The sequence below is a fragment of the Collinsella tanakaei genome (assembly GCF_016900375.1).
Classification (GTDB): domain Bacteria; phylum Actinomycetota; class Coriobacteriia; order Coriobacteriales; family Coriobacteriaceae; genus Collinsella.
On record NZ_JACJKB010000003.1, the window covers coordinates 132,148 to 152,524 of the forward strand.

The 20,377-nt window shown below is 65.3% G+C and carries 21 protein-coding genes; 7 read left to right on the plus strand and 14 right to left on the minus strand.

What is annotated here, in order from left to right; genetic code table 11:
• Positions 1 to 108: 108 nt before the first annotated feature.
• Positions 109 to 798, plus strand: a complete 690-nt coding sequence (yqeC, locus tag H6A16_RS03040; RefSeq protein ID WP_204616002.1) for a selenium cofactor biosynthesis protein YqeC — start codon at positions 109 to 111, stop codon at positions 796 to 798.
• On the opposite strand, the gene hydA is transcribed toward yqeC, so the two are convergent.
• The 6 genes from hydA to dpaL form a co-directional block, all read right to left on the minus strand.
• Positions 783 to 2,147, minus strand: a complete 1,365-nt coding sequence (gene hydA, locus H6A16_RS03045; RefSeq protein WP_204616003.1) for a dihydropyrimidinase — start codon at positions 2,145 to 2,147, stop codon at positions 783 to 785. The genes yqeC and hydA overlap by 16 nt on opposite strands.
• 119 nt (positions 2,148 to 2,266) lie before the next feature.
• The gene (locus tag H6A16_RS03050; protein ID WP_204616004.1) at positions 2,267 to 2,875 is read right to left on the minus strand and encodes a nucleotidyltransferase family protein; all 609 of its coding nucleotides are present in this window, start codon (positions 2,873 to 2,875) and stop codon (positions 2,267 to 2,269) included.
• A 107-nt stretch (positions 2,876 to 2,982) separates the two neighbouring features.
• Entirely contained in the window at positions 2,983 to 3,927 is a 945-nt protein-coding gene (gene arcC, locus H6A16_RS03055; protein ID WP_204616005.1) for a carbamate kinase, read from the minus strand.
• Positions 3,928 to 4,420: 493 nt separating this feature from the next.
• The gene (gene ygeW / locus H6A16_RS03060) at positions 4,421 to 5,623 is read right to left on the minus strand and encodes a knotted carbamoyltransferase YgeW (RefSeq protein ID WP_204616006.1); all 1,203 of its coding nucleotides are present in this window, start codon (positions 5,621 to 5,623) and stop codon (positions 4,421 to 4,423) included.
• Positions 5,624 to 5,806: 183 nt separating this feature from the next.
• A complete protein-coding gene (locus H6A16_RS03065) occupies positions 5,807 to 7,213 on the minus strand; it encodes a YgeY family selenium metabolism-linked hydrolase (protein ID WP_204616007.1) in 1,407 nt (468 codons plus the stop codon).
• A 60-nt stretch (positions 7,214 to 7,273) separates the two neighbouring features.
• Positions 7,274 to 8,488, minus strand: coding sequence for a diaminopropionate ammonia-lyase (dpaL, locus tag H6A16_RS03070; protein WP_204616009.1), 1,215 nt, complete (start codon positions 8,486 to 8,488; stop codon positions 7,274 to 7,276).
• 278 nt (positions 8,489 to 8,766) lie between these two features.
• Between dpaL and H6A16_RS03075 the strand changes: the two genes are divergently transcribed.
• Positions 8,767 to 9,426 (plus strand): helix-turn-helix transcriptional regulator, encoded by a 660-nt coding sequence (locus H6A16_RS03075; RefSeq protein WP_204616011.1) that lies wholly within the window; start codon positions 8,767 to 8,769, stop codon positions 9,424 to 9,426.
• Between the two features lie 123 nt (positions 9,427 to 9,549).
• Here the strand turns inward: H6A16_RS03075 and H6A16_RS03080 are convergent, their stop codons facing one another.
• Positions 9,550 to 9,828 (minus strand): hypothetical protein, encoded by a 279-nt coding sequence (locus H6A16_RS03080; protein ID WP_204616014.1) that lies wholly within the window; start codon positions 9,826 to 9,828, stop codon positions 9,550 to 9,552.
• A 239-nt stretch (positions 9,829 to 10,067) separates the two neighbouring features.
• On the opposite strand from H6A16_RS03080, the gene H6A16_RS10970 reads away from it, so the two are divergent.
• Both H6A16_RS10970 and H6A16_RS03090 read left to right on the plus strand, forming a co-directional pair.
• Positions 10,068 to 11,135, plus strand: coding sequence for a putative ABC transporter permease (locus H6A16_RS10970; protein WP_204616016.1), 1,068 nt, complete (start codon positions 10,068 to 10,070; stop codon positions 11,133 to 11,135).
• A 46-nt stretch (positions 11,136 to 11,181) separates the two neighbouring features.
• On the plus strand, positions 11,182 to 11,799 hold the full coding sequence (locus tag H6A16_RS03090) for a putative ABC transporter permease (RefSeq protein WP_204616019.1): 618 nt from the start codon (positions 11,182 to 11,184) through the stop codon (positions 11,797 to 11,799).
• A gap of 350 nt (positions 11,800 to 12,149) precedes the next feature.
• On the opposite strand, the gene H6A16_RS03095 is transcribed toward H6A16_RS03090, so the two are convergent.
• Positions 12,150 to 12,974: an HAD family hydrolase gene (locus tag H6A16_RS03095; RefSeq protein ID WP_204616021.1), complete on the minus strand. Its 825-nt coding sequence runs from the start codon at positions 12,972 to 12,974 to the stop codon at positions 12,150 to 12,152.
• Positions 12,975 to 13,194: 220 nt separating this feature from the next.
• Between H6A16_RS03095 and H6A16_RS03100 the strand changes: the two genes are divergently transcribed.
• Positions 13,195 to 14,022: an ADP-ribosylglycohydrolase family protein gene (locus tag H6A16_RS03100; RefSeq protein ID WP_204616023.1), complete on the plus strand. Its 828-nt coding sequence runs from the start codon at positions 13,195 to 13,197 to the stop codon at positions 14,020 to 14,022.
• A 97-nt stretch (positions 14,023 to 14,119) separates the two neighbouring features.
• Here the strand turns inward: H6A16_RS03100 and H6A16_RS03105 are convergent, their stop codons facing one another.
• Entirely contained in the window at positions 14,120 to 15,118 is a 999-nt protein-coding gene (locus tag H6A16_RS03105) for a hypothetical protein (protein WP_204616025.1), read from the minus strand.
• Between the two features lie 261 nt (positions 15,119 to 15,379).
• Here H6A16_RS03105 and H6A16_RS03110 point away from each other — a divergent pair, with 261 nt between their 5' ends.
• Complete coding sequence (locus H6A16_RS03110; RefSeq protein ID WP_204616028.1) at positions 15,380 to 15,820, plus strand: HD domain-containing protein; 441 nt, start codon at positions 15,380 to 15,382, stop codon at positions 15,818 to 15,820.
• 40 nt (positions 15,821 to 15,860) lie between these two features.
• Here H6A16_RS03110 and H6A16_RS03115 read toward each other — a convergent pair whose 3' ends face one another.
• From H6A16_RS03115 to H6A16_RS03135, 5 genes are all read right to left on the minus strand, one after another.
• Positions 15,861 to 17,339 carry an alanine/glycine:cation symporter family protein gene (locus H6A16_RS03115; protein ID WP_204616030.1) on the minus strand — a complete coding sequence of 493 codons (1,479 nt, stop codon included), beginning with the start codon at positions 17,337 to 17,339 and terminating at the stop codon, positions 15,861 to 15,863.
• 87 nt (positions 17,340 to 17,426) lie between these two features.
• The gene (locus H6A16_RS03120) at positions 17,427 to 18,047 is read right to left on the minus strand and encodes an SOS response-associated peptidase family protein (RefSeq protein ID WP_204616032.1); all 621 of its coding nucleotides are present in this window, start codon (positions 18,045 to 18,047) and stop codon (positions 17,427 to 17,429) included.
• A gap of 53 nt (positions 18,048 to 18,100) precedes the next feature.
• On the minus strand, positions 18,101 to 18,808 hold the full coding sequence (locus H6A16_RS03125) for a metallophosphoesterase family protein (RefSeq protein WP_204616034.1): 708 nt from the start codon (positions 18,806 to 18,808) through the stop codon (positions 18,101 to 18,103).
• A 38-nt stretch (positions 18,809 to 18,846) separates the two neighbouring features.
• Positions 18,847 to 19,167 carry a type II toxin-antitoxin system RelE/ParE family toxin gene (locus H6A16_RS03130; RefSeq protein ID WP_204616037.1) on the minus strand — a complete coding sequence of 107 codons (321 nt, stop codon included), beginning with the start codon at positions 19,165 to 19,167 and terminating at the stop codon, positions 18,847 to 18,849.
• Positions 19,157 to 19,426: a type II toxin-antitoxin system prevent-host-death family antitoxin gene (locus tag H6A16_RS03135; RefSeq protein WP_204616039.1), complete on the minus strand. Its 270-nt coding sequence runs from the start codon at positions 19,424 to 19,426 to the stop codon at positions 19,157 to 19,159. Before H6A16_RS03135 ends, H6A16_RS03130 begins: the two co-directional genes overlap by 11 nt.
• Before the next feature lie 319 nt (positions 19,427 to 19,745).
• On the opposite strand from H6A16_RS03135, the gene H6A16_RS03140 reads away from it, so the two are divergent.
• Entirely contained in the window at positions 19,746 to 20,246 is a 501-nt protein-coding gene (locus H6A16_RS03140) for a DUF2798 domain-containing protein (RefSeq protein ID WP_204616042.1), read from the plus strand.
• The last annotated feature ends 131 nt before the right edge of the window (positions 20,247 to 20,377 follow it).

Below are 20,377 nucleotides of genomic sequence, written 5' to 3' on the forward strand. Positions count from 1 at the left end.
CGGATAGTACTATCAAGATGGCGTGCATCCATCTGCCGATGCGCGCGTCCGAATCGTAAACCGGATCCCGGCGTGCGCTCCGCGGCCGGCCGATGCGAAAGGAACGCCATGTACGAGCCCGTCGACCTCATCGATATCATCCGGCAGACGCCCGGCATCACCGCGGTGATCGGAGGCGGCGGAAAGTCCACCTTCCTCGCGCGCGTGGGCCGCAGCCTTGCCGGGCGGGGGCTGCGCACGGTCCTCGCGACCTCGACGCATATGTTCCCCGCAAGCGGCGTGCCCTTCCTGGCAGAGGCGAAGCCCGGGATTCTGCTCACCCAGACGGGCGTGCTCGAGGAATCGACCGGCAAGCTCACCGCGCCGCGCGAACCCTGGGAGGAGCTCGCGGAGCGCGCCGACCACGTCCTCGTGGAGGCGGACGGCTCGCGCGGCAAACCCTTCAAGGCGCACGACGAGCGCGAGCCGCAGATTCCCGCCGCATGCGCCCGCGTGGTGTATATCGTCGGGGCACGCGGCTTCGGCCTGCCCATCTACGACGTCGTCCACCGGCCGCAGCTGTTCTGCCAGCTCACCGGCGCTGCGCAATCGGACCTCGCCACGCCCGAGCTCATCGCCGCGGGCATCGTCTCGGAGGGGCTCGTCGGGCTGCCGGGCGACCTCGTCGTGGTGAACCAGACGGAGACCGACGAGGCGCGCGAGCAGGCCGAGGCCCTCGCCCGCGCGCTCGCACCGGCCATCGGCTGCCCGATCATCGCCGGCAGCCTCCGCGAGGACGCGCTCTACCGGCTGACGTAGGTGCCGGGGCGCTCCCCCGTCGGCGCGCCGTCGCGCGCGGCGAGCACGCCGTTCACATACACCAGATGCGCGCGACCGTGCGCCTCCATGCCCTCGTAGGGCGTGTAGTCCACAGCCTGCTGCTGCGTTGCGGCCGAGATCGTCCAGCGCGCGGCGGGATCCCACACGCACACGTCCGCGTCGGCGCCCACGGCCAGTCTGCCCTTGCGCGGCCACATGCCGAAGACGCGCGCCGGCCCCTCGCTCATGAGGCGCATGAGCTCCACCGGCCCGAGCTGGCCCTCGAAGGTCGTCGCCATCACGGCGGGACGATGCTCGATACCCGGCCCGCCGTTGGGGATCTTGGTGAAGTCGTCGCGGCCGCGGTCCTTTTGCCCGTGCAGGTTGAACGAGCAGTGGTCGGTGGCGATGGAATCGACCTCGCCTGCCACCACGGCCCCGCGCAGGGCCGTGCGGTCGGCGGGCTTGCGCAGCGGCGGGCTCATGACGTACTTGGCGCCCGCGAAACCGTCATCGCCCGTCTCGAGGTAGCGCGTGTCGTCGAGCGTGAGGTACTGGGGGCAGGTCTCGACGAAGATGCCCTGCTGGCCGCGGGCGCGCGCCGCGCGGATGGCCTCGAGCCCGAGCGCGGTCGAGAGGTGCACGACGTTCACCTTGGCGCCGGCGATACTCGCCAGGTACAGCAGGCGCGAGACCGCATCGGCCTCCGCCTCGGCGGGACGCGACAGCGGGTGGCCTTCCGGACCGGTGATGCCGGCGGCGAGCACCTCGCGCTGCAGCTCGTTGACCACATCGCCGTTCTCGCAATGCACGCAGAGGACCGCGTCGAGGTCGCGCACGCACTCGAGGCACTGCAGCGTCTCGGCATCGGTCAGCTTCAGGTGGTCGTAGGCAAGATAGGTCTTGAACGAGCTCACGCCCGCCTCGCGCATCCGGCGCATCTGGGCGGGGCCGTCGGGCCCCCACTCGGCGATCGCCATGTGAAAGCCGTAGTTCGCGGTGCAGGTGCCGTCGGCACGGCGATGCCATTCGGAGAGTGCCTCGTCCATGGTCACGCCGCGGTCGGCCGTGGCGTAGTCCACGATCGTGGTGGTGCCGCCGCAGGCAGCCGCGCGGGTACCCGTCTCGAAGCTGTCGGCCGTCCAATCCATACCCGTCCAGCACTGCAGGTGGGTGTGCGCGTCGATGAATCCGGGGAAGACCCAGCAGCCCGTCGCATCCTCCACCGTATCGCCCGCCGCGGGCTCGATATGCGCCTCGATGGCAGCGATCTTGCCCCCGTCGAGGGCGATGTCGCCGCGCCGCAGGCCCTCGGGCGTCACAAGCGCGCCGCCTTTGATGATGATCATACGAATGCGCCTCCTTGCGTATCGCTTTCGCAAAACCTCTGATGTCGATGCTCGGCAGCGCCGCGGGCGCGGCGGTACCGAACGCCGGCATCAGCTGTTTCGCATGGCGCAGACGGCACTCACTCCCCTACCAGATAGCGCGCCGCGCGGTCGAGGTCCTCGGGCGTGTCGATATCCCAGAGCTCGGCGGCATCGCGCGCCTCCACGAGCGAAACCGGCACGTTGCCCCGGCGCAGGACCTCGCCGCCGCCCTCGGAGCCGGTGAGCGCCATGAGGGCGGAAAAGCAGGATCTCGGGAACAGCACCGGGCTTCCCGGGGTCCCTTGCCACGACAGACGGTAGGCCCGTGTCGGGTCCGCCGCGAAGGCGTCGGCAAGCGCCCGGAAGCTCGCATCGCTCACCAGGGGCTGGTCACCCGGCAGGAACAGGCAGCCATCCCATCGGTCGATGCCGTAGGCGAGCGCTCCGCGCAGGGCGATGCTGCGCGGCGGGTAGGCGGCCCCGTGGTAGACGGGGGCTGCCGAAAGCGACGCTAGACCGACCGCGGCGCCGACCCACTGGCTGCGCACGCTGAGCACGACCTCGTAGATATCGCTCGGCACCGAGGCGACCGTGTGGACGATCAGGGGCATGCCCGCAAGGTCGGCGAGCAGCTTATCTCCATCGCCGCCCGCAGCGGTGAACCGCTTGCCCTGGCCGCAGGCCATGACCACGCATCCGAGCTCCATCGCCGCTCCTCTCGCCTGTTGGTCGTCTCCCCTTTGCACTCATCACCACCATAGCAAAGGGGATGCCCCGCCTGCACGGGGCATCCCTGTGGAAGGAGAGCGTGTCTCTATGCGCGGGCGATCGTGGTGCCCGTCTTGCCCGCCAGGCCGTCTGCGGCCTTCTCGAGCAGGGTGATGAGCGAGGTGCGGCCCTCCTTGCTCTCGACGAACGCCGCGGCAGCCTGGACCTTGGGCAGCATCGAGCCGGTGCCGAACTCACCGGCCTCGCCCAGCTCCGCCGCGCGCTCGGGCGTGAGGGTGTCGAGCCACTCCTCGTGGTCGGTGCCGAAGCCCACAGCGACCTTCTCCACCGCGGTGAGGATCACGAGCGAGTCGGCATCGAGCTGCTCGGCGAGCTTCTCGGCGGCGAAGTCCTTGTCGATGACGGCCGCCGCGCCCTTGAGGTGATGGCCATCGGTGGGCATCACGGGGATACCGCCACCCCCGCAGCAGACGACGACGTGGTTGGCCGCCACGAGCGCCTCGATGGTGGAGAGCTCCACGATCGACACGGGCTTGGGACTCGCCACGACGCGACGGTAGCCCTTCTTCTCGTCGTGCATGAACTCGTAGCCGCGGTCGCGCGTGAGCTCGGTGGCCTCGGCCTCGCTCATGAAGGGGCCGATGGGCTTGGTGGGATTCTCGAACGCCGGGTCGTTCGGGTCGACCTGGATCTGGGTCAGCACCGTGGCGACGCCCTTGTCCATGCCGCGGTCGAGCATCTCCTCGCGCAGAGCGTTCTGCAGGTCGTAGCCGATGTAGCCCTGGCTCATGGCGCCGCAGACCGAAAGCGGGCACGGGATGTACTTCTCGGGGTCGGAGCGGGTGAGCTCGGCCATGGCGTTGGCGATCATGCCCACCTGCGGGCCGTTGCCGTGGACGATGATGACCTCGTTGCCGTCCTGGATGAGGTCGACGATGGCGCGGGCCGTGATCTTCACGGCAGCCATCTGCTCGGGAAGGTTGGAGCCGAGGGCGTTGCCGCCGAGGGCGACGACGATGCGACGGGACATGAGCGATACCGCCTTTCAGTGAATCGAGATAGAACGGCGGCAGCGCCCGGGGCCATCCGACGCCATCCGGGCGCTGCCGTCACATGAAGAGAGGACATATATGACAGTTAGGACGGGGCCCACTGCCATGTTTTCAGACTTGGCGACGCCGGGACCCGATCCTGCGGTCAAAACCATGACACGGGAGCACGTCCTACCTGTCACCATCTGAGCGAGGGCAAAAGCATGACACTGGAACACGTCCTAACTGTCATGAAAACCCTCATAGGTCGAGCACTCAGCCAACGAGCAACTGACGGCCCGAGAAAACCCAAGCGAAAAACCCTCATAGGTCGAGTACTCAGTCAGCGAGCGGCTGGCTGGCGAGGCAGATCGCCTTGAAAGAGGAGGGCATAGGCCTTCTGGCCATGCCCGACGATTGAAAGGCGAGGTGCCCGCCAGACAGCCGCGCAGCGTCGACCAGTTCCGCGGTTCGGTAGAACCGCGGAACCCGCTAAAGCTGATTCCAGCGCGGAGTCGCGGCGGCCTCGAGGGCGCGCAGGGTCTCCACCGGGTTCTTGCACTTCTGCAGGAAGATCATGGCAGCGATGGCGTAGGGCTTGTAGCTGGCCTCCTTGTACATGCCCACGCGGTGCATGTCGAAGACGTCAGCCATGACCTCGCCGTGCTCGCAGGAGACGCCGGAGATGTCGGCGGGCAGCGGGTGCATGAAGATGGTGTCGTCGCCGTGAGCGGTCTTGGCCATGAGCTCGCGCGTGGAGCACCAATCCATGTGGGTGGCGTTCTGGGCCAGCAGCTCCTTCTCGAGCGCGGCGATACCGGCGTCGTCGCCCTCGGCGTAAAGCTTCGTGCGCTTCTCCATGGCGGCGTACGGCGCCCAGCTCTTGGGGATGACGATGTCGGCGCCCTCGAAGGCCTCGGCCATGGTGCCGACCTGCTTGAAGGTGGCGCCGGACTCGGCGGCGTAGCCCTTGGCCTTCTCGACCAGGTCGGGCATGAGGTCGTAGCCCTCGGGATGAGCGAGGGTCACGTCGACGCCGAAGCGGGGCAGCAGGGTGATGAGCGACTGCGGGCAGGACAGCGGCTTGCCGTAGGAGGGCGAGTAGGCCCAGGTCACGGCAACCTTCTTGCCGCGCAGGTTCTCAAGGCCGCCGAACTCCTCGATGAGGTAGAGCATGTCAGCAGAGGACTGCGTGGGGTGATCGGAGTCGGACTGCAGCGAGATGAGCGTCGGGCGATGATCGAGCACGCCGTCCTTGAAGGCCTCGTCGACGGACTCGGCGACCTCGGCCATGTAGGCGTCGCCGGCGCCGATGTACATGTCGTCGCGGATGCCGATGACGTCGGCCATGAAGGAGATCATCGTGGCGGTCTCGCGGACGGTCTCGCCGTGGGCGATCTGGGACTTCTTCTCGTCGAGGTCCTGGAGCTCAAGGCCGAGCAGGTTCGTGGCCTTGGAGAACGAGAAGCGGGTGCGGGTGGAGTTGTCGCGGAACAGCGAGACGGCGAGGCCGGAGTCGAACACGCGGGAGGAGATATTGCGCTCGCGCAGGTCGCGCAGGGCGGCGGCGACGGCGTAGAGGGCCTTCAGCTCGTCGGTGCTCTTGTCCCAGGTGTGCAGGAAGTCGCTGTTGTACATGCCGGCGTAATCGAGACCGGACAGATCCTCGAGCAGCTCATTGAAGGTCTTGGCCATGATGGTTCCTCTCTTGTTATACGCCGCCCCGGCGGGGAGGCTGGTATACGGGTTGCAGCCTGCGCGCAGCGGCGCTCAGGCCAAAAGGCAGGCCCCGACCAAGCGGGAGTCCGCGCGGTAAAGCATGGGAGAAAACCCGCGCGGACCTCGCTCGCTTGACGGGAACGGGAAAATCGAGACGGACTACTGGATGTCGTTATCCGTGGTGCCGGCGCGGAACACGGTGACGTCGCCGGTCTTCTTGGACGGATCGTAGAGGTTGAGCGCGGCGGTGTAGAGCGCGGCGCAGGTCACGAGGTCCTGCTTGTAGGTGACCTCGTTGGGGGCGTGAGCCTGGCTCTCGGCGCCCGGGCCGAAGCCAACGCAGGGGATGCCGTAGCGACCCTGGATGGACACGCAGTTGGTGGAGAAGGTCCACTTGTCGGTCAGCGGACGGCCGGCGCGCTTGTCCATGGACTGCTCGACGCCGATGCGCTCATCGCCGTACAGGGCGTGGTGCGCGTCGACGAGCGCCTGCACGTGGGCGGCGTTCTCGGCGTTGATCCAGGTCGGGAAGTAGGCCTCGGTCTCGTAGACGGTGCCCTTCCAGCTCGGACGGTCGTACATGTACATGGAGACCTCGACGTCCTCGCCGTACTTCTTGACGGCGGGCAGATCGCGGATCTCCTGCAGGCAGGAGTCCCAGGTCTCGCCGGCGGTCATGCGGCGGTCGATGGAGATCGCGCAGGAGTCGGCGACGGCGCAGCGGGAGGGGCTGGTGTAGAAGATCTGGGAGACGGTGCAGGTGCCGCGGCCCAGGAAGCGGGCGTCCATGTAGTGCTCGGGGTTGTACTTGGGGTCGAGCATCTTCACGAGACCCTTGATGTCGGTGGACTCGTCGCAGCCGTTATTGTTGAGCGAGCGGACGTCGGCGATGATGTCGGCCATCTTGTAGATGGCGTTGTCGCCGCGGTCGGGCGCGGAGCCGTGGCAGGAGATGCCGTGGACGTCGACGCGGATCTCCATGCGACCGCGGTGACCACGGTAGATGCCGCCGTCGGTGGGCTCGGTGGAGATCACGAACTCGATCTTCTCGCGGGCGTCCTCGGGGCCGTCGAAGTACTTGTTGACGATGTACTGCCAGCACATGCCGTCGCAGTCCTCCTCCTGGACGGAGCCGACGACCATGATCTTGTAGCCCTCGGGGATGAGACCCATGTCCTTCATCATCTTGGCAGCGTAGGTGGCCGACGCCATGCCGCCCTCCTGGTCGGAGCCGCCGCGGCCGTAGATGACCTCGTCGTCCTCGTAGCCCTCATAGGGATCGTGGGTCCAGTTGTCGCGGTTGCCGACGCCAACGGTATCGATGTGGGAGTCGATGGCGATAATCTTGTCGCCCTCGCCCATCCAGCCGATGACGTTGCCGAGGCCGTCGACCTCAACCTTGTCGAAGCCCAGCTTCTCCATCTCGGCCTTGATGCAGGCGACGACCTCGCCCTCCTCGCAGGACTCGGACGGATGGCTGATCATGGCGCGCAGAAAGGCGGTCATGTCGGGACCGTAGGCAGCGGCAGCCTGCTTGATAGCGTCGAAATCGAGTTCGGTGGTCATGTGGCTCAAATCCTCTCTTTGGATGGTGGTAAACAGAAGGTGTGTCGCTTGCGGTATCTGCTACTCCGCGGGATAGGCACCGTCCCAGACGACCTTGCGGTAGTTGACCGGATCGGTGTCGCCCTCGGTGGAGAACAGCAGGACGGAGCTCTGGTCGGTCAGGCCGATGGCCTCGCGGAGGTCGGCGTACTCATCGGACTCCATGAGGGTCGTGATGAGGCCCGTGCCCACCGCGCCGGACTCGCCGGAGATCACGCGGGGGTCGTTCGCCAGCGGGGCGCCCAGGACGCGCATGCCCTTGGCGGCAACCCAGTTGGGGCAGGCCACGAACACGCTCACGTGGTTGCGCAGGATGTCCCAACCCAAGATGTTGGGCTCGCCGCATGCGAGGCCGGCCATGATCGTGGGCATGTCGCCGTCCACGATGCGGGGCTCGCCATCACCAGCCACAGCACCCTTGTACAGGCACGCGGCCTCGTCGGCCTCCATGACCACGAAGGTGGGCGGGTTGTCGGGGAACAGGTTCGCGAAGTAGCCCACCACGGCGCCCGCAAGGCTGCCCACGCCTGCCTGCACGAAGACGTGCGTGGGGCGCTCGACGCCGGCGGCGGCGTACTGCTCTGCCGCCTCGGAGGCCATGGTGCCGTAGCCCTCCATGATCCAACTGGGGATATCCTCGTAGCCCTCCCAGGCGGTGTCCTGAACGATGACGCCGTTCTCGCAGGCCTCGGCCTCGGCGGCGGCCATACGGACGCACTCGTCGTAGTTGACCTCCTCGATGGTCACCTCAGCGCCCTCGGCGGCGATGTTGTCGAAGCGGCTCTTCACGGAACCCTTGGGCATGTGGACGACGGCCTTCTGGCCGAGCTTGTTCGCGGCCCACGCCACGCCGCGGCCGTGGTTGCCGTCGGTGGCGGTGAAGAACGTGGCCTGGCCGAAGTCGCGGGCGAGCTCATCGCTCGTGAGGTAGTCGTAGGTCATGTCGGACACGGGCTTGCCGGTCTTCTCGGCGATATAGCTCGCCATAGCGAAGGAGCCGCCGAGCACCTTGAACGCGTTCAGGCCGAAGCGGTAGCTCTCGTCCTTGACGGCGAGGTTCGCGAGGCCCAGGTCGCTCGCGAGCGCGTCGAGCTTGGCGAGCGGCGTCACGCTGTACTGCGGGAAGCTCTCGTGGAACGCGCGGGCGGCGGCGACGTGGTCGAGCGACATGATGCCCAGATGAGCGTCATCGCTCTTGGGCATATTGTTCGCAACCCATTTGATCTGATCGGCCATGCTTTTGTTCTCTCCTTTTGCCTCGCTTTGCCGGTGCTTCGGATACGCGCTCGCCCGTCTGGCTGTTCTGTCCGTATGGGCTGAACTTTTATCTGAACACCAAACAAAAAGTTTTGCTGCCCTAGTTTTACCACATGGCTCAGAGCAAAGTCCATACAGATTGTCAGGTTTCATAAACGGTCGGAATTGGCCGGTAAACGGTATATTCTGCGGCTATTTGTGTCGGTACTGGTCTTGTGTCAGGATATACCTAACAAAAAGTTTGGAAGGAGGCTTCTATGTCACCTGCGCAGATTGAGTTCTATCGCCGCCTCGCCAAGGGCCTGGCGCTTCAATTCGGCCCCAATTGCGAGATCGTCGTCCACGATCTGGAGGCTGAAGATCTCGACCATTCCATCGTCGCGATCGAAAACGGCCACGTATCGGGCCGCCATCTGGGCGATGGCCCCAGCCACGTCGTCCTCGAGGCCCTGCACGACGACGAGCGGGGAAAGATCGAGGACCGTCCCCCCTACCTCACCAAAACGGCCGACGGCAAGCTGCTGAAGTCCAGCACCATCTTCATCCGCGATGACGCGGGCTGGCCCTGCGGCATCCTGGCCATCAACTTCGACATCACGATCATGACGGCGTTTTCCAGCACGCTGTCGCTGCTTATCGGCACCGGCGAGCAAAACGAGCCCGAACCCATCGCCAAGAACATCGGCGATCTGCTCGACGACCTGTTCAGCGAGTGCGAGCAGGTCGTCGGCAAGCCCGCGGCCCTCATGACCAAGGAGGAGCGCGTGCGCGCCATCGGCTACCTGGACCGCCGCGGAGCGTTTCTCATCAGCAAGTCGAGCCAGAAGGCCTGCGAGTTCTTCGGTATATCCAAGTACAGCTTCTACAGCTATCTGGACGAGGCGAAGGCGCTCGCCGACAGCCAGCGGGACGGCTAATCCGAACCCATCAACTCAAACGGGAGGCGCGGCGGCTCACGCAGAGCCGCCGCGCCTCCCGTTTATTCCGATATCGCTTGCGGTGCGGACGCCTTTCGTGGGGCCCCGGCCCTACCGCCGACCTTACAGCATTTCGTCGAGGAACTTGTCGATGACCTCGCCCCAGGCGATGCCGCCGGTCACGCCCGCGAGAGCATTGTCGTCGATCTCGCCCGCCGCGCCGCCGCTCGCCTGCTGGACGAGCTCGACGATCTTGCCCGCAACCCCGGAGTCGAGCTCGATACCGAGGGAGCCCGCCGCATCGACGAGCGCCGCCGCATCCATCGAAGCGATGCCCTCGAGCACTTCCGGATGCTCCTTCAGAGCGGCCAGTGCCTGCTTGATATCAACCTGAGCTGCCATGATGTCCTCCTTACCGCGCTGACGGGCATTGCCCGAGACGCGCAACCGGCGGGCTCCTCCCCGCCGTCACCGTTCACTTTGGAGTATAAGGGCAAGCCGGGCGCGGCGGAACATTCAGCCTCCAATCAGCCCGATGTGGCACCAATTGATTCCGGCTCCGCCGCCCTGTGCGCGCACGCCCCCTATAATTGGTCGAGATGCGCCACCCGACGGCGCCCGCGAACGCATAGGAGACGACAGTGCAGACGGACTATTCAGATACCCATCGGCTCGGATTTCTCAGGATCATCCAGGTCCTTTTGGCCTTCAACATCATGATCACGCTGGCGGTCACGGTCTTTTGGATCAAAGACAGCCACGCGATGGAGTACTCCGATATCCTCGACTACGTGAACCTCGTGTTCAACGGCATCTTCTTCTGGCTCATCTGGCGCCGCGCGAGCATCACCCGCGCCGTCATCATCGGCTGCTGCGCGTTCAACATCGTGTCGGGCAGCATCTACAACATGGTGACCGGCACCTTCAACCCGATCGACCAGGTGATCCTCTCGATCGTCGACATCGTCCTTATCGCCTATTTCGCCACGTCGAAGCGCGTAAGGGCCCAGCTCGTCGAGCCGTTCACCCTCGAGTCGACCCGCGCCGACGGCCAGCGCGAGGCCGAGTTCTACCGTCCGCGCACCTGGGGCTTCTGGCGCAACCTCATCATGTACTTCTGCGTGTTCAGCGTGGTCGGCCACTGGCTCGAGGCGGGCTACTGCACCTTTATCCGCTTTGGCATCCTGCCCGGTATCTACGACCCCAACTCGCAGATCTGGAGCGACTGGCTCTATCCCTTCCCCGTCTACGGCTTCGGCGCCGTCGCCTGCGTGCTTTTGCTCTACCCGCTCAAGACGCTGCTGCAGAAGCACCTGCGCGGAACGGTGGCGCCGCTCCTTATCAGCTTCGTCGCCAACGGCCTCGTGTGCACGGGCATCGAGCTCGTCATGGGCCTCATGCTCAACCAGCCCCTGCCCGACGGCAGCCTCCCGCTGTGGGACTACCGCGACATGTTCTGCAATTTCATGGGTCAAGTCTGCCTGCAAAACGGCGTGGCGTTCGGTCTCGTGGCCACGCTCATGACCTGGGTGATCTACCCCGGCTTGGAGACCCTTTTCTCGCGGCTCTCATCGGATGCCATGAACACGCTGTTCGTCGCCGTCGCGGTCGGCTTCGCGGTGCTGGTCTTCCTGTACTTCATCAACGTCGTGGCGCCCGGCATCTCCAGCGGCGGCAGCACCGACATCTTCATGGGCCTCCTTGACTGACAAGGCTGTCCGCGCAAGCAACTCGATGCCCGGAAAGGAGATCCCGTTGGACCTGCGATCGACCGTCATCGAACGGCATATCGCGCGCCTGAAGACCTGGGAGTTCTGGCGCAACCACGCGCTGTACTTCTGCGTCTACAGCGTGGTGTGCCACTGGCTCGAGATCCCCTACAGCCTGTTCATGGAGGAGAACTTCGGCATCGTGGGCGAGTTCTCCGTCATCTGGGAATACCCGTTCTACCCGTATCTCGCCTACGGCTTCGCCGTGCTGATTGTCGGCGTGTTCCTCATTCCCCTGCGGGATTGGATCTGGGCCCAAAGCGTCTCGCGCGGGCATGCCGCCGCGACGTTTTACGTGCTTGCGCTCATCGCCTGCATCGTGATGGAGGCGGGCTGCGGGATGATCATCAACGCACCCGACGCGAACGGCGTCTACCCGCTCTGGGACAACTCCGACCTGCCGCTCAACATCCTGGGGCAGGCGTGGCTGCCGAACGACATCCTCTTCGCCCTGCTTGCCAGCGTATACGTCTGGGTGCTGTACCCCGCCTCCGAGCAGTCGCTCGCCCGCATGCCGCGCCGTGCCGCCGACATCCTGACCGTCGTGGTCGTCATCGCCTTCGTCGCATTGTGCATCTGGCAGTTCTCGACCGTCCCGATGTAGGCGGCCCGCGTGCCCGGCGGCACATCGGACGCGCGCCGACCCCCTCGCAGACCCACGGAATACGTATTGTTCGACCGTTTCAGCGCAGCAAAGCGCAGGGCGAAAAGGTATGAAGCCCGTTTTCAGCGAATCTCATTGGCTCGCTCCGGTAGACGGCACTGTGCCGGTTTACGCCAATGCGTTGACCTGCTGTTTTACGGTAACGACACATGCGAAAAGACGCGTCTGCCCAGCCTGTCGGAAAAGATTCGCTGAAAACGGCCTTCATAACTTGTCGGCCCGAGCGAAATCGGTCACCCGCGCCAGCTAAAGGACCGAAATCGCCCCGCCAGGCAGCAGGGCGGCGGCCCCTACCGCTCGAAGGGCCACTCTCCCGCCGCAAGCGCCTCGATCGCAACCGCCACGGCGTCATCCGCGCAGGCGCCGATATGCCAGCGCGCCGCGGCAGCCGCCTCGGGCGTCGCGTTGCCGACGGCGACCGCATGTTCCACGACGTTGAACATCGTGAGGTCGTTGCCGGCATCGCCAAACACCACGACCTCGTCGAGTCCGATGCCCAGATGCGCGCAGAGCGTCTCGATCGCGCTGCCCTTGTTGCGCCCGGCGGGCATGATGTTTGCGTACCCCAGCATGGGAATATCAAAGTCCAGCCCATCGACCTCGGCGTTCAGCCGCGCCACGAAGGCCTCCGTTGCCGCCATGTCGCCGTCGATGAACGCGTTCGCCTTGAGGATGGGTGCCTCGGGCAGCTCATCGGTGGGAACGCACGCACGGGCGTAGGCGGGCACGATACGATCCAGCACCGCGCGGTCGCCCGCCACCAGATAGGGCTGCGCCCCGTCGAACCACAGCAGGCCAGCCTCCGGAATCGAGCGCACCATCTCGGCCGTCCGCGCCAGGCAATCGACCGGCAGCCGGTACTCGCCGATCTTCTCGTCCGCACAGTAGACCTCGAGACCGTTCGTGGCCACAGCCGTCGCAAAGCAGGCCGCATCGCCCCGGAAAAACGGAGCCAGCTGCACGCGGCCACGGCCGCTCGCCGGCCCGATGGCGATGCCCGCATCGAGCGCCGCATGGAACGCAGCAACCGTGCGCACCGACACCTCATGCGTGCCCGCCGGCATGATCGTGTTGTCGATATCGGTCATGATGAGCTTGATGCGAGAAGCGCCCATGCGTCCGCCCTTCCTCTTCGCCGTCTGCCGTGCGCAAATGCCAACGGGTCCATTGTAGCCGCGCTCCGCGCAGGGCACCGCACGTCGTACGGCCCCGTAACGAAACCGAAAGCGCTGCCTATATGTCCCCTCGCTGTTGACCTGCAGCATGCGCCGCGCACATAGGCTATGGCTATCAAACAAAAGCGTGCTGCAGATTGCAGCAGGACGGGAGCGGCACATGAACACCAAGATGAGAGACGCCGTATACGGCCTTGCCGTCGGAGATGCGCTGGGGGTTCCCTATGAGTTCCATGCGCGCGATACCTTTCGAGCCGCGGAACCGATCGGCGGCGGCTTCCACGGCCAGCTGGCGGGAACGTTTTCGGACGACACCTCGATGACCCTTGCGACCTGCGAGAGCCTTCGCGCCAAACAGGGGGCAATCGATGCGGATGACATGCGGTCAAGGTTTCTCGCGTGGCTCGAGCGCGGGGTCTACGCCATCGACGGCACGATCTTCGATGTCGGCATCACCACGCGGCGCGCCCTGGAAGCGGGGCACGGCCTCGACGGCGAGCATGACTGCGGCAACGGATCGCTCATGCGCATGCTCCCTCTGGCCTTTACCGAGGCGAACGATAGCGAGATCGCGCAGGTATCTGCCATCACGCATGCGCACCCCGTGGCCTGTCGGGCCTGCGCGACCTACGTCCATGTGGCGCGCGACCTCGCCGCCGGCGCGACGGTTCCCGAAGCGATCGCACGCATCGCCGACACGGAAGCGCCCTTCGGCCGCCTGCCCGAGATCGCGAGCCTCGAGTGCGAGCAGATCAGGTCCAGCGGATACGCGGTCGACACCCTGGAGGCCGCGCTCTGGTGCCTTGCCACCACGGAAAGCTACCGCGCGTGCGTGCTCGCCGCGGTCAATCTGGGCGACGACACCGATACCGTCGCCGCTGTAGCCGGCGGACTTGCCGGCATCGTCTACGGAATGGAGGCCATCCCGCATGTCTGGATCGACAAGCTGCGCGGGCGCGACCTCATCGAGCGGGCGCTCGGCTGCTAGTGCGGGCACCCCGCGAGTCGCATGCGAAAACCCCGCGTTCGGAGCTGAACTCCGAACGCGGGGTTACAAAACGATGTCTGCAGGATTCACCTGGGGGCTATGCCGTCGCCGGCGCCTCGCCCTGGGCCTTGCCGAGCGCCTTCTTGAAGCCCTTGGACATGCCGGAGAGCTTCTCGTACACATCGACCTGCGGGGTGCTGCCGCGGCCGGCCTCGATGTAGCGGCGCATGACGGAGACGAGCAGGTAAGGCTTGATGAAGGCGCCGTGGACGCCGCTCCAGAGCACGAGCGCGATGATGCCGCACAGCACGATCAGCGAGGTGCCGGCGGGCACAGCGGTGCCGTCCTCGAGCGTGGCGGCGGCGTCGATCTCGGACAGGACGCTGGTCAGAGGCTCGATGCCGCCGAGAAGCAGATAGGCCACGCCGAAGAACGCGCCTCCGATGATGGCGAGCGAGATGAGCGTGACGAGGATGACCTTGCCGGCGTTCTTCATGAGGGTCTTCCAGTTCTGGAAGTAGATGACAGCACCGTCGCAGGTGCTCTTGAACGCGGACTGGCCCTCGTGCAGGAAGACCCAGCCCAGGCTGCAGTAGTTGAGGTGCTCCAGCACCACGCCGACAACGGCCGAAACGATACCCGCGATGATGGAGGCCGGACCGGTGGTGTTCTCGCCGTCGGCCGCGCGCGCCAGCGCGTTCATGCCGGAGGAGATCTCGTTGGTGATGGCTTTGGTGATGTTCCAGATGCCGTAGAACGCAGCCGCGCGAGCGAAGTTGCGCTTCACGGCGCGTTTGCCCTCGGCGTAGACATCGTCGGGCAGGCTGCCCTCGGCCACACCCTTCGTGATCATGGCAACTTGGCCGGCGATGAGCAGGTAGCCACCGAAGTGCACGATCACAGCGAAGGCGATCAGCACGACGAGGAAGGCGAGGCCCGCGGCCGCGGCCTGGATGCCCTCGTCAAGCCCCGCCATGCCGACGGCGACGAACGCCGCGAGCGGCACCGCAACGAGCGCGACGACGCCCACGATGTTGCGGACGAGCCTCATGATGGAGAACCGCAGCGTGCGGCGGTAAATCTCGGAATTGGTCATATCCGGTCCTTTCCCTTGTCAACCGCCATGCGAGCTGTCAGGCCTCCAGGCCCGGCGCCGCATGATGTGACACGATGTAAGCACCCACCATACCATGGGCCGCTTCTTGACAGCCCTATGAGACCACATAATCAACCGCTGCCTGAAGGCATGGCGCAAACGGGAGCTTTCTGGCGCGACATCGTCGCCATCGGCCGCAACGCAAGCTGCCAGCCTCGGCAGACGCATGAGACAATGCCCGTAACGTGCTAGGAGGTCCCCATGATCTACACGCCGCTCACGAACCGCGCCCTGCGCATCGCCTACGAGGCGCACGCGGGCCAGCTGGACAAATGCGGAGTCCCCTACGTGTTCCATCCGTATCACCTGGCCGAGCAGATGCCCGACGAGGCGACGACCTGCGCGGCCCTGCTCCATGATGTCGTGGAGGACACCGGCATCACGCTCGACGAGCTCGCCCGCAGCTTTCCTACCGATGTGGTCGACGTCGTGCGCCTGCTCACGCACGAGGAGGACGTCCCCTACCTCGACTACGTGCGCGCCATCGCGACGCATCCCATCGCACGCACCGTCAAGCGCGCCGATCTGCTGCACAACCTCGATGACACGCGCTTCGCCGGCCAGGCCGATGTGCCAAAGCGGGATATCGCCCGCAGGCGCGAGAAGTACACCGCTGCGCTCGCCATTCTCGAGGAAGAATGACGAGCGCAGCCAGGCGTCTTGATTTGGAGTGCCCGCGCGTCTATTTATCCCTAAACGTCAGCATGCCGCTGTAGTCCGTATCGCGCGGGCGACGGGTATCGGGGTCGCGGAAGAAGTCCTTCGCGAGGCGAGAGATCACGGGCGAGAGCGCGATCAAGGCGATCAGGTTGGGGATGGCCATGAGACCGTTGAAGCAGTCGGCGAACTCCCACACGACGTCGAGGTTCGCCACGCAGCCCGCGAACACCATGGCGACGTAGGCGACCTGGTAGATGCGCACCGCCACGCGCTGGGCGCGGCTCTTGCGGAAGAGGTACTCGACGCACTTCTCGCCATAGTAGTACCAGGCGATGAGCGTGGCGAACGCGAAGAGCATGAGGCCGACCGTCACGATGTACTCGCCGCCGGGGATGCTCTGCCCAAAGGCCTCGGAGCTCATGGCGCCCTCGGACATCATGGGATCGGCGTGCCACAGCCCCGAGGTGAGGATCACGAGACCGGTGACCGTGCACATGACGATGCTGTCGAAGAACACCTCGAACGTACCCCACAGGCCCTGGCGGGCGGGATGGTCGGTGTCGGCCGAGGCGTGCGCGATGGGCGCAGAGCCCATGCCGGCCTCGTGGGTGAACACGCCGCGCGACATGCCGACGCGGCACGCGTACATGACCGTGGCGCCGAGGAAGCCGCCCGTGGCAGCCGTACCCGTGAAGGCATCGCCGATGATTTGGGCGATCGCCGCGGGGATCTCGGCGGCGTTGACGACGAGCACCGCGGCGGCGCCGACGAGGTAGAAGATGGCGGCAAAGGGCACGAGCTTCTCGGTGATCTGCGCTATGCGGGTGATGCCGCCGATGAGCACGAGGCCCGCAAGCAGCGCCACGATGGCGCCGATGACCGGCAGCGGAACGCCGAAGGTCGCGTTCACGCTGGTGGCCAGGGAGTTCGCCTGCACGCTCGCGCCGATGCCGAACGACGCGAGGAAGCCGAAGATGGCGAACAGCACCGCAAGCCAGGTGGTACCGAGGCCGCGGGAGATGTAGTACATGGGACCGCCCACGATCTCGCCGCGCTCGTTGCGCGTGCGGTAGGCAACCGACAGCGTGACCTCGCAGAACTTGATGACCATGCCCGCCAGCGCGGAGAGCCACAGCCAGAAGATCGCTCCCGGGCCGCCCGTTGCCACCGCGAGCGCCACGCCCACGATGTTGCCGGTGCCGAGCGTCGCGGCAAGCGCGGTGCACACCGCCTGGAAGGGTGAGATGGTGCCCTCGCCCGCCTCGGACTTGTCCTGGCGCTGGAAGAGCGTCTTGGTGGTGTAGCGCATCACGATGTTGAAGCGCGTGAACACGACGCCCTTGGTGATGATGAGCAGGAACACGCCGGTTCCGAGCATCAGCACGACCATGGGGACACCCCACAGCACGTTGGTGTTCAATGCGGCCAGTATGGACATGAAGCTGTCGAACATGGTGTTCCCCTCGATCGGTGCAGGCAGCATGGGCACGTATGGGGGCATACTTTACACCCCCTGTGTTTCCAACTCATGACGGGCTGCTTGTGCAATCGAATCGCATGGGGCGGACTTAATCCGCACGAACGCCCCTCACCGCTCCGGCTCCGCCGTCAACCTGATGCGGCTGCGATCTGCGAGCACCTCGAAGCCTGGGCCGAGCCACACCGACGACTCCCCCGGCCCCAGCACGAGCGGCATGCGGTTATGCACCGGTGACACCACGGCGTTGGGCTCGGTCGTCACGATGGAGAGGCGCCCGTCCGCGCACACCCCCGCAAGCAGGAACGCCCGGGTACCCGGCAGACGAAAGCGGTACTGTCGTCGCACCGGCCTGCCTGTGCGTTCGCTTTTGACGCGCTCGGTGGCATGCCCCTCGTAAAAGGCGCGTATCGGCACAAGGCAGCGCCCACGCGCGATGGCATCGACCCACATGCCGCGGCCATCGCGCAGCTGGGCCACGGCAGTCTCGATACGCGTGTTGAACACGGGGCGTCCGGTGCCCGACGGGGCGTCGAAACCCCAGATGAACGTTGCCGTCATGAGCCGCCCGTCTTCGCCTCGCACGTACGCGGGCACAAGCGAGCCCGGGTACGCGTCGCGTGCGGGATCGAACCCCGCGTCCGCGTCCACCTGCGCAAGTCCCGTCCGCTCGCGGGACTCGAGGACTTCTTGCGCCTCATCGTAGGAAAGCGGGCACATCCTCTGGCACATGCTGGACCTCCTTTGCAGTCGAAACGCGGACGGTGCGGGCGGCGGGTGGCGCCCTACGCCACCGGCACGATATCCCGATACAGCAGCCGATGGCGACAGTCCAGCTCCGCATCGGCATGGTAATGGCCGAAGTACCAGCGTCGATAAACCAGGCGATCCTCCAGCATGTCGAACCACTCGTTCAGCGCATCCGGTTTGGCGCGCCCGTCGGGATACGGCGTGCGCTCGAGCGCGGCGCCCAGCATCCGCGTGGAGCAGCAATGCGAGATCACGTAGTCGACCTGCCAGCCTGTCGCCTCGAGACTCTCCTCTGCGCAAGCGACCTCCGCCGCGCCCGGCATCTCCTCGCAAAACCAATCCCAACCCGGCGTGCGGTACTGCTTGTCGTGACTCGCGGCGCCGCCCATCGCAAAGATGCGCGCGCCGTCGATATCGTAGACCTGCCCGCGCATGAGATGCACGATGTTGGGGTAGTCCGGGTACGCTTGCACGCGCCCGCCCCAGCGTTCCGAGACGGGAAGGTCAGCCAGGTATGGGAAGCACTCGTGATTGCCGTCGACGAAGAGCGTGGTCCACGGCCGGTCGTTCAGCCAGGTGAGCCAGTACTTCTCCTCGTTGGAACCGTCCCACGGCATGCCGAAGTCGCCGCAGATGATGAGCTTGTCGCAACGGGTGAGCTCGCGGCCCTGCGGCCAGCGGCGATACGACAGCTTCTTGATGTCGATGCTCCCGTGGATGTCTCCGGTGACCCAGATCGCCATGCGCCCCTCCCTTCGTGCTGGCCGGTCTCTGCGTCGATCTACGCCTCGTGCTCGATGATGGCGGCGTAATCCCGCAGGGGTGAGAACACGCGATGAATCGTGACCGGGCGGTCGACGTCGTAGCTATACAGCATGACGTAGCGCTTCACAAAGCACACCCTGAGGCCGCGGACCGCCAACGAGGGCTGCCGCGACACCGCGTAGGGCAACGGGGCGGAGGCAATACGATCGACCGCCTCCTCGAGCGCGTCCAAATGCTCGCGTGCGGCGATAGGACTCGCCAAGACCGTCGCGATATAGGCGATGATGCCGTCCACATCGCGCTCCGCATGCTGCGTCCAGACAACCTCACAGTCCATAGCGGTCCCTGATCTTGGCAAGCCCCTCGCGCGCATCGCTCAAGCGCCCGGCGCGGATGTCGCGATCCGACTCTTGAAGCAACCGCTCGAGATGCTCCCGGGGGCTCTCGCGACGGTACTCCCGAAACAGCTCGGCATCGATGACGACGAACTTCTCGTAACCGTTCTTGGTAACGATTACCGGCTCGCCCGCCATGGCGACCTTCTCGGAGAAGGCCACCGTATCTTTTAGATCGCTGATTGGTACACAAGTGGCCATGATTTACCTCCAAATTCAGAGTTAATTATAGCCACTTACCACAACTCGTAACGGCTGACGCATCCGCGGTAGGCAAATGGGATATTCAGCACCTATCGAAAGCATCATCTGAAACGGCCATCTCCGGCGATTAAAGCCCAGCTGCGTATCGGATAAAAGCCTACAGACGGATTCCAGGAGCCATCTATGGTGTTTTATCGCCCCGGCTCTACCAAAGCGCTACCATCTAGCTGCAACGCGCTGCGGGAAGGCATAAGTCCAGTTGCCCTCCCGCAGCGCCCTTGTGCGTTCATGAGGGCTGGACGCACAGGAGGACCGTATGCCCGCAACCCGATTCCAACAAGTCAGCTTCTCGATCTTCATGGCGTTCGCCATGGTTTACGGAATGGAGCTCTACAATCAGGCGCTCATGGCAGGAGGACTCTCAACAAGGCTCTTCCTCACGCCGTTTATGGATATCGTGCCGCTCATGCTCGCCGTTATCGTGCTCGAGACGCTTATTGGCGGACGTCTGGCAAGCCGGCTGCTCGAACGTCTGCTCGACCCCAAAAGAACCCCCGCCCTGCTCTACACGATTCTCCGGGGTGCATTCACCTGCTGGAGCATGTGCCCCATGATGAGCATGGTGGCGACGCTCGCCTTCAAGCAGCCTCCGGTGGACGAGCTCATCGCCACATGGCTCCAGACCGTCGTGCTCAACTTCCCCATGGCGCTTCTGTGGCAGCTGTTCATAGCCGGACCGGCGGTACGAGCGGCGGTGCGCGGAGTCGGCGTGATGGAGAAACGACTCAAAAGGCCCTCTGCAGACCGCGCTCGCTAGGCACTCTGCAAGAAGCCGGGACGACGAGGTCCCGCTCGGCGGATTCTACCCCACAGCACCATCCGCCCCGCGCGCAAGCGCTTTCACCAGAACTCGCGCCCCGCTGTCTATAGATAGTCATACTATTTTGA